Genomic DNA, 8,624 nt, shown 5'->3' on the forward strand with positions numbered 1-8,624 from the left:
ACCGACCGCCGACGCCGGATCCCGCCGGGCCTCGACCGCCAACCGGGTCGCACGCTCACGCAACTCATCGTTGTACTTCTTCGGTGCAGGCATCGCCGGTGTTCCTCCAGGATTCGATGTCTCCATCAAACCCGGTGCGGGACAGCACGACGAGCAGGTCGTGCGTGACGATGGCGGCGAGCAGCACGGGTTGGCCGGGCTCGATGCGGCACATGTGTCGGGCATTCGCCGGCAAGGGCAGATCACCTCGGCTGCCCACCTGATGCCGGCCGCCGCTGGCCGAGCAGATGACGAGCATGCCGTGGCGCGTCTCAACGTCGATGCGGTGGTGCGGGGGCCAGCCCAACGCGCGCAGGAGCTGCTGCGCGCTCACCCGGCCACAGCGGGCCGGAAGAGCCATCCCCAGGACCAGGCTGGCGTCGGTAATCGCCGGTGGGCAGACTCGGGCAGGTAGAGCGGGCATCGGCATCGGGCTTGGACCCGGACGCGCGGGCAGGGCAGCAGGTGCGAGTGGACCGACGAGATGTTCCTTCGGTCGGATAAGTGGTGTCATGACCGAACAACCTCATGCAGTGCGGTACGCGACGGGGCGTGACGCGTCAGGAGCGGCCTGATGCCCCCCACCCCGTAATGCTGAAATCAATCTGGGATTCAGCGGAAAGCATTGTATGATTAGCGCATGCTGTATCGGACTCCTGCACTCGCCGATGACGACAAGCGCGTGCTCGGCGAACTGGACACCATGCGGGAAAACCTGCGGTATCAGATCGCTGAGCCACACCGCTGGACAGGGCAACTCCGACGCACCCTGATCGCCCACGCCATCCAAGGCTCCAATTCGATCGAGGGCTACCAGGTCTCCCTGGACGACGCCGCCGCGGCCGTCGCCGGCGACGAGCCGGTGGAGACGAACCCGCAGACCTGGGAAGTCATCACCGGTTACCGGGACGCCCTGACCTACGTACAACAACTCGCCCGCTCACGCGAGTTCACTTGGCAGCACATGCTGCTCAACGCACTGCACTTCATGATGCTCCGCCATGACCTCAGCAAGTGGCCGGGCCGCTACCGCCCAGGAGACATCCACATCGACGAGGCGCACACCGGCCGACGCGTCTACACCGGGCCAGACGCCGACGACGTTCCGTCGCTGATCTCCGAGCTGATCGACTGGCTGGCCGACGGCGAACCGGAAACCCCCCTGCTCGTCCGGGCATCCATGGCCCACCTGAACCTGGTCAAAATCCATCCCTGGCGGGACGGAAACGGCCGAATGTCGCGCTGCCTCCACACCCTCGTACTCGCCCGCGACGGTGTCCTCGCCCCAGAGTTCTCCTCGATCGAGGAGTGGCTCGGCGTCGGCCGAAACACCTACGCCTACTACGACGCGCTCGGTGAGGTCGGCGGCCCAACCTGGCAGCCCGACAACGACACCAGCAGGTGGATCCGATTCTGCCTGAGCGCCCACCACCAACAAGCCCAACTGGTCCGGCAACGCCTCGACCAAGCAGCGCATCTCTGGGAACTGCTCGACACCTGGGTCCGGCGCAACGGGCTGCCCGAGCGGGTCGTCAGCGCCCTACACCTCGCCGCCACCGGCGGTCGGGTACGCCGCACCCTCTATCAACGCGACGAAAACCTCACCGACGACCAAGCAACCCGCGACCTTCGCGCCCTCGTCCGGGCGGACATGCTCGAACAACACGGCGAGACCCGCGGCAGGTTCTACCTCACCTCGCAGACGCTGCGCGACCTCGCCGCCCCCGCGCTGCGCCCAAAGGAAATCATCGACCCATACCGACAGTGACGCGCAGGCCGCGGCACTGCCACTCTCCCACAGTCAGCGCGCCGCGAACGGGCACCATTCCCTATCTACCGAATTGAACCCATGCAGCCGGTCGCACCGGCAGCATTCTAAACTCACAACACCTGGGGCCTAAATAGGCCAAACGGGACAGTCAATCTGTCCTATTTATCGTGATTTTCCACGAAATTTGGTGTCCGAGGATCGACACGAACCGATTCCCAACACGAATTGTGCCTGGTAGGCGCTATCCTGCTCGGCTGAACTTCAGCCTACCCTGATGGGTCCTGAGCAAGCCGCCGGGACCCATCCTGGTACCTGAGCCCCCTCGGCCGGACGCGCCTCATCGGCCCGATCCCGTGCACGCTCGGGCCGATGACGGCTCTTCGAAGTTAAGCGGGGTTGAGGTGTCCGCGGTGGCGGTGGGTGGTGGCGGTGCGGGTGCGTAGCCGCTGTTCTCGGGATTCCGGAATCCATAGGCGTCGCGGGCGACGGTCTTGATGACCCGGTTGGTGCCTTCCGACCCGGCGTTGGTGATTCCGGTGGTCAGGAACGCGTGGATCTGCGGCCACCAGGTCTCGATCGTGGTGGCGAGTCGGTGCAGTTCGGGCAGGTCGGAGGCGGCGCAGCGGGCGTAGAAGCGGTGCAGGAGCCGGTGGACGTGTTCCCGGTCGGGTTGGGTGCGGGCGGTCGAGAGCAGGTCGAGCAGGTCTTCTTTCGCGTTCCACGCGGCCAGGATCGGGGCGCCGAGCTTGGCGGGCAGGGCTTGGAGGGTGTCAACGAGGCGATCGACGTGCTTGCCAGGCACGCGGGCAGCGGAGCGAGTCAGCCGGTTACGCATCTGCCATTCCGGGTCGCTGCCACGGCCGCGGCGCCCGCGTTGGGTCAGCGTCATACGGCGGCGGACCTCGGTGACGGCCCGGTTGGCCAGTTGCACGACGTGGAAGTGGTCGACGACCAGCACCGCGTGCGGTAGCGCCTGCCGGATCGCGGACTTGAACACGGTGCACATGTCGATCGCCACCGCCTGAACCTGATCACGCCAGGCTTGCGGGCGCCCGGTCAGCCAGCCCGTGACCGCCGCCGTGTTACGGCCTTCGACCTGGGCGAGCAGCCCTTGTCCGCCGGACAGATCACAGAATCCCACGTGCCACCGGTCTGCGGTTGTGGTCCAGGATCCAGCCTGTTCGTCCCATGTCCAGTGCGGCTTGCCACGGCGAACCTCGTCGATGCCCAGCACCGCGACCGGCCCAGGTTCGGCCGGCAGCACCGCGTTCGCGTGGGCGGTGAACGCCTCGGCGACGACCGGCCACGAGATGCCATGATCCCGGGCCGACTGCACGATCGTGCGCCCGCCGTCGGCGACCGCCGCACCTGCCGCCTGCCGCAACCGGGTGGTCAGCCGGGCACGAGCCGGGACCTGAGCGACCTGCTCGGTGAACGACCTGCGCGGACAGGCCGGGGTCGGGCAGTACCAGCGGCGTTTCCGTCAGCGCAACCGCGCCGGCCGCCCGGCGACCGGCAGGTCCCGCGGCCGGGTCACCGTCCACTGCTTCACCCGCACCGCCCTCTGCCCGCATTGCGGACAGCACCGTGCCAGCTCACACCCGGTGGACAGGTCCATCACCGGGACACCCGCGGCGTCCAGTTCCACCCGCTCGGCGACCAGCCCGTCCAGCCACAACAACCGGGTCGTATCGTTGACCATGCTCGCAGCTCTTCACTCGTGACCATCCGACTTAGACACTCAGATGATCATCGATGAGCTGCGAGCCCTTCACATTCGGGTCGGCTTCAGGCGCAAACCCCGCTCAACTTCGAAGTGCCCCGATGACAGTTGCGTGGCGCGCGGGAACCGGGGTGGCAATGTCGTACTCGCGGCCGTCCGGGTTGTACGTCGGCACATTCCGGACGGTAATCGGACTCGGCAGCGTCTCTTCGAGTTCAACAAATGCGTATACGTGAGGGGATATCAGCAATGGGTGCGCCCGCGGCTTGGTCCTTTACCGAGCGAGCTCGAAAGGCGCCCTCGGCGCACGATTGTGCGTGAGTTTGTCAGCCCCACCTGCGCCCGGCTCACCACATGCGCCCGGCCCCCTCGTTGAAGTTCTTCCCGTACTCCTCCAGCGCCGCGCGAACTCGGTCCTCGTCCCCACAAAACAGGTTCGCCCGCAATGGGCCCACATCACGCCCTGCGCGGAAAACTCCTGGGCGAAATCTTTGACAGCGTTGCCGTAATGGTGGGCGGACCGCCACATCGAGCGCCCGAACCACTGGGATCGAACCCAGTGGCGATCCTCAAATGATGCAGCAATCCGAACATCGATCGCATCCGTTGAGAGCAGGCCGAGCATGACCTCGGCGCGATCGAACTCCGAGTCGTAGGCGTCCTGGTCCGGCAGTTGATCGAAAATAGGGGCCGAAGAATGCGATGCACCCACTCCGCGATCGGCCTGTGGTACTTACCCTGCCGCTTCTGCGTGAAGTCTTCAAGAGCATCGCCCAAGCTGCTCTCCGTGATCGCGGCGCGGGCCAAAGTCGGAGCGACCAGATCGCCTGTGTTGCTGAAAGACGCATAGCCCTCCACCGTGGAGGCCAGGCTGGTGAGCAGGTCCGCCGCGGCGACCGCGATGGCCTGCGCCCGTCCGGGCGCGGCATGGGCGTCTCGACGGATGTCGCCGGCGGCCACGGTGACGACCTTGGCGGCCTGACGCATTGCGGCGACCCGTTCGGTCCGGCCGACCGGAGGCGCCGCCGGCAGCAGCGTGGGAGTGCCCCACCGCAGCCGCAGGTTCGGCAGGGTCATGTCGGGCGCCAACCGGCCCCCACCGAAATACACCGGCTGCCCGGCGGCGGTGCGTACGCCGAGGAGGGCCACCGCGTACCCAGTGATCCGCCGGGGATTGGTGGTGCTGTACCGGAGCCGGACCAGGATCCCCGCCCCGCGTAGCCGGGCGAAGAACTCGTCCTGCGACCCCGCCGCAGCTACGGCCGTGGCTACCCGCCGCCGCAGCTCATCCCGGGGCGTCTGAGCGTGGGCGGTGCGGCGGGCCTTGCTCACCTCGGCGGGGTGAGGGCGGCGGTGCGCGGTGCGGTCAGCGGGACCCGACGCTGCGGTTGTAGCGGCGGACGACGTTGTAGGTGGCTTTGACGCAGTGCGGGTAGTCGTTGCGCAGCCAGTCGGTACGGCCGTCCTCGCGCGCCAACGTGGCGACGATGTGTACGTGGTCGTCAGCGTGGCGCATGGCGATACCGCAGGCCCGGCTCGATGACGGTGGTGGCAACGCCCACCTCGGTGAGCCGTGGAAAATGCGGCGGCGCCGAGTGCCGTCGAGGCGAGCCCGGCCAGAATCACCAGCAGTGCGATGCCGCGGCCCGGCCCGGTGCCGATCAGCGCCCCTGCCGTGGCGGCTAGCGGCCCGCCGTCGCGCATCCACGGCTCGAACAGCCCGCCGGCGAGCGGCCCGGCCGCCAGGAACCCGACCGGCACCATCAGCCAACTCAGCATGATCCCGGTCGCGAGGACCCGACCCTGCAGCTCCAACCCGACCTTCGCCTGCACGATCGCGAGCCAGTGCGCGTTGAGCACCGCCAAGGCAGGGACACTGGTCACCGAAACAGCCCCTGGTAGTTGATGCTCCTCCCTGGACAAGAAGATCATCGACCAAGGGCTGTTACCGTCATCGGTCGGTGCCCCCGCAAGACCCCACGGGTTGAAGATCAAGCTCAGTCGTCGAAGAGCACCACTTGGCGAATCACGTCACCCTTCTCCAGGGCGGACACCGCGTCGTTCAATTCGTCGAACTGGATGCGTCGGTTGATCAGGCTCTCGATGTTCAGCCGACCCTGACGGAACAGGGCGATCAGGCGGGGCAGGTCGCGACGGAGGTCGGAGCTGCCGTAGACGCTCGGCACCAGGTTACGGGCGCGGAAGAGCAGCTCGAACGCATTGATCTGCACCAGGTCGTCCGCGGCGCCGGCACCGACGATCACGGTGTCTCCGCCACGCCGGGTGACGTCCCAGGCCGCCTGGATGGTCGCGGCCCGACCGACCGCCTCGAAGACGTAGTCGAAGCCCCGCCCACCGGTGACGGCGTCATGGGTGGTGCGCAGATCATCCGGGGTGATCGCGTCCGTGGCACCGAGTTCCATCGCGACACCGTGCTTGGCCCGGTTGGGGTCGACCGCCACGATCCGCGCCGCGCCCGCGATGCTCGCGCCCTGGACGACGGAGAGCCCCACGCCACCCAATCCCAGCACCGCCACCGATGATCCCGCTCGAACCCGAGCAGTGTTGATCGCCGCTCCGACGCCGGTGGAGACTCCGCATCCGAGCAGCGCGGCGTACTCGAACGGGATGTCGTCGTCGATTCGTACGGCCGCCTCCCAGGGGACGACGATCTGCTCGGCCCAGGTGCCGGTGCCGGCCATGCCGAACGCTGGCGTGTCGCCGACCGCGAACCGCGCCTTACCGAAGAGGTCCGACATGTAGGTCATACAGAGGTGGGCCTCGCCGTTGACGCAGTCGGGGCAGCGCCCGCAGGCCGGAATCCAGTTCACCACGACGTGGTCGCCCACCTGGACCCCGGTCACACCCGGGCCCACCTCGCAGACGATCCCGGCACCCTCGTGGCCGACGATCATCGTGCCCTGGCTGGGCAGACCACCGGCTACCACCGACAGATCCGAGTGACACACCCCGGTGGCCTTGATCTGTATCTTCACCTCGCCCGCGTCCGGGCCCAGGGCAGTGACATCGTCGCGGAGATCCAGGGACGGACCGCCGCCCGGGTGCAGGACCGCTGCTCGCACTTCGCCCTCCAAGGCTGTCGGTAGACAGTTTGCAAATTACCCGCGCCGCGAATATCTCTATTGAACGCGCAATCTAACCTAAAGGACCGGGACGCGGGCAGGCAAGGTCACTCGTATTGACGGCAGAGCAACGTCCGCAGCATGTGCCGCTAACGCTGCACCGACATCGACAAACGCAGCATTGCTCGCTTCTCACCCACCGAATAATGTGTGGTCGTAACCTGCACTCACAACTCACTCAGGTGCCGTGAGGACGAGCATGGCACCCGCTGACGAAGCCCGCCCCTATCCGTTCCACGCGGACGACGCGCCACCGATCCACGAGTAGTACGCCCGCCTGCGTCGCGATGCCCCGATGAGCCTGGTCCGAATGCCGTTCGGGGACGAGGCGTGGTTGGCGACTCGCTACGCCGACGTCGAGTGGGTGCACAATGACCTCAGGTTCAGCCGCGCCGGGGCGAGTGAGCGCGACCAGCCGAGGGCCTCTCCCGTGATGCCCGAGGAGAACATCCTCGGGCTGGATCCGCCCGACCACAACCGGTTGCGACAATTGGTCTCGCGCGTCTTCACCGCACGGCGGGTCCGGCTGATGCGCCCGTTGATCCAGCGCATCACGGACGACCTGTAGGACCGGATGGCGGCGCAGGGACCGCCGTGGGACCTGGTCGGCGACTTCGGCGTACCGTTTGCCATCGGGGTGATCGCTGACCTGTTCGGCGTACCCGAGGCGGACCGGCCGCAGTTCGCGCAGTGGTCCCAGGCGATGACCGCGACCTGCTCGATGCCTCTGGAGGTGGCGCAGGAGCATGTGCGGCAACTCCAGGAGTACGTCGCGGATTTGTTCATCCAGCGCTTGTCGTCGCCCACCGATGACCTGATCGGCGCTCTGATCGAGGGCTACCAGGCGGACTCCCGGGTGGACGAGCACGAGGTGATCACCCTGGCGCGGCTGATGCTGGCCACCGGTCACGGCAGCGTCAGCTACCAGCTGGCGCACTGCTCGTACTTCCTGCTCAGTCACCCGGCGCAGCTCGCGCGGCTGGCGACCGAACCTGGTCTGATCAACCTGGCTGTCGAGGAACTGCTGCGGTACGCGAAGACCGACGAGGCCGCCGTCTTCGCCCGCTGTGCGACGCAGGACATCCGGGTCGGCGAGCTGGTGGTAAGGCCGGTGAGGCGGTACTGCCGTCGCGCATCTCCGCGAACCACGACGACGAGGTGTTCACCGATCCCGACGTGCTCGATCTCGCCCGGGCCAGAAATCCGCACCTCGCGTTCGGGCACGGGCCGCATCACTGCCCCGGCGCGCACCTGGCCCGGGCGGAGTTGCAGATCGCCCTCGGGTCGCTGATGTCCCGCTTCCCCACGCTGCGCCTGGCGGTCGAGCCGAAGGATGTGAAATGGGAGTCCGGCGGCCTGGCCCGCGAGATCAGCGCCCTTCCGGTCGTCTGGTGACCACCTTGCCATGACAGACAACCCGGTTGCCCAAAGACTGCCCTCTCTCACCGGCCTGAGATTTGTCGCGACAACACTGGTCTTCGCCTGCCACATCGCGGTCATCACGCAATTCATCGACGGTTCGCTCGGCAGTTTCGTCGCGTCCGCGTTTCCACTCGCCGGCCCGTACGGTGTCGGTCTCTTCTTTGTTCTGAGTGGTTTCGTGTTGACCTGGACCGCCCGGAAGGCGGACCGCACGACGAGTTTCTGGCGGCGACGCGTCGTCAAGATCTATCCGAGTCATTTGGTGACCTTCGCCCTGGCCGCCGCGCTCACCGTCGTGGCCGGGCGGGCGACCGGCCTACTGGCCTCGATCCGTCAGAGGGTATTGATCCCTTGGTACGGCTTTCGGCTTGACCGTTTTGTCCCTTATGGTGTGAGGTGTGTGCGTCGTCTGTCACGACGGTGTGCCGGGTCTCCGATTCCCGGGGTGCGGCCCTTTCCGGCTCGCTGGGACGGTTGTTGCTGGTCAGGTGGGTGTGGGTAGGGCGTTCAGGCGTTGCCAGCAGAG

At 67.0% G+C, this 8,624-nt stretch carries 8 protein-coding genes and 2 pseudogenes; 4 read left to right on the plus strand and 6 right to left on the minus strand.

Annotated features, from left to right (window positions below; all coding sequences use genetic code 11):
* Nucleotides 1-64 precede the first annotated feature (64 nt).
* Nucleotides 65-373, minus strand: coding sequence for a hypothetical protein (locus F8271_RS28000; RefSeq protein WP_151492844.1), 309 nt, complete (start codon nucleotides 371-373; stop codon nucleotides 65-67).
* Between the two features lie 306 nt (nucleotides 374-679).
* On the opposite strand from F8271_RS28000, the gene F8271_RS28005 reads away from it, so the two are divergent.
* Nucleotides 680-1,807 (plus strand): Fic family protein, encoded by a 1,128-nt coding sequence (locus F8271_RS28005; RefSeq protein WP_225854819.1) that lies wholly within the window; start codon nucleotides 680-682, stop codon nucleotides 1,805-1,807.
* 340 nt (nucleotides 1,808-2,147) lie between these two features.
* Here F8271_RS28005 and F8271_RS28010 read toward each other — a convergent pair.
* The 5 genes and pseudogenes from F8271_RS28010 to F8271_RS28025 all read right to left on the minus strand — a co-directional run.
* Nucleotides 2,148-3,233 (minus strand): annotated as a pseudogene (locus tag F8271_RS28010) (ISL3 family transposase); the annotation flags it as partial.
* 60 nt (nucleotides 3,234-3,293) lie between these two features.
* Entirely contained in the window at nucleotides 3,294-3,512 is a 219-nt protein-coding gene (locus F8271_RS33495) for a transposase family protein (RefSeq protein ID WP_225854820.1), read from the minus strand.
* A gap of 477 nt (nucleotides 3,513-3,989) precedes the next feature.
* Nucleotides 3,990-4,865 (minus strand): hypothetical protein, encoded by an 876-nt coding sequence (locus F8271_RS28015; protein ID WP_151492845.1) that lies wholly within the window; start codon nucleotides 4,863-4,865, stop codon nucleotides 3,990-3,992.
* Between the two features lie 34 nt (nucleotides 4,866-4,899).
* Nucleotides 4,900-5,049 (minus strand): hypothetical protein, encoded by a 150-nt coding sequence (locus F8271_RS28020; RefSeq protein ID WP_192580496.1) that lies wholly within the window; start codon nucleotides 5,047-5,049, stop codon nucleotides 4,900-4,902.
* 481 nt (nucleotides 5,050-5,530) lie between these two features.
* The gene (locus F8271_RS28025; RefSeq protein WP_151492847.1) at nucleotides 5,531-6,616 is read right to left on the minus strand and encodes a Zn-dependent alcohol dehydrogenase; all 1,086 of its coding nucleotides are present in this window, start codon (nucleotides 6,614-6,616) and stop codon (nucleotides 5,531-5,533) included.
* Nucleotides 6,617-6,971: 355 nt separating this feature from the next.
* On the opposite strand from F8271_RS28025, the gene F8271_RS28030 reads away from it, so the two are divergent.
* The 3 genes and pseudogenes from F8271_RS28030 (at nucleotide 6,972) to F8271_RS28040 (ending at nucleotide 8,600) form a co-directional block, all read left to right on the plus strand.
* Complete coding sequence (locus F8271_RS28030) at nucleotides 6,972-7,244, plus strand: hypothetical protein (RefSeq protein ID WP_151492848.1); 273 nt, start codon at nucleotides 6,972-6,974, stop codon at nucleotides 7,242-7,244.
* A 590-nt stretch (nucleotides 7,245-7,834) separates the two neighbouring features.
* Nucleotides 7,835-7,924: pseudogene (locus F8271_RS34295) on the plus strand (hypothetical protein); the annotation flags it as partial.
* A 157-nt stretch (nucleotides 7,925-8,081) separates the two neighbouring features.
* The gene (locus F8271_RS28040; RefSeq protein ID WP_151492850.1) at nucleotides 8,082-8,600 is read left to right on the plus strand and encodes an acyltransferase; all 519 of its coding nucleotides are present in this window, start codon (nucleotides 8,082-8,084) and stop codon (nucleotides 8,598-8,600) included.
* Nucleotides 8,601-8,624: the final 24 nt, after the last annotated feature.

This window comes from Micromonospora sp. ALFpr18c, from assembly GCF_008868155.1.
Classification (GTDB): Bacteria; Actinomycetota; Actinomycetes; order Mycobacteriales; family Micromonosporaceae; genus Micromonospora.

Excerpts from the sequence above, each read along its gene's own strand:
- F8271_RS28040 (WP_151492850.1), top strand. The coding sequence starts at position 8,082 with ATGACAGACAACCCGGTTGCCCAAAGACTGCCCTCTCTCACCGGCCTG.
- F8271_RS28020 (WP_192580496.1), bottom strand. The coding sequence starts at position 5,049 with ATGCGCCACGCTGACGACCACGTACACATCGTCGCCACGTTGGCGCGC.
- F8271_RS28005 (WP_225854819.1), top strand. The coding sequence starts at position 680 with ATGCTGTATCGGACTCCTGCACTCGCCGATGACGACAAGCGCGTGCTC.
- F8271_RS28030 (WP_151492848.1), top strand. The coding sequence starts at position 6,972 with ATGAGCCTGGTCCGAATGCCGTTCGGGGACGAGGCGTGGTTGGCGACT.
- F8271_RS33495 (WP_225854820.1), bottom strand. The coding sequence starts at position 3,512 with ATGGTCAACGATACGACCCGGTTGTTGTGGCTGGACGGGCTGGTCGCC.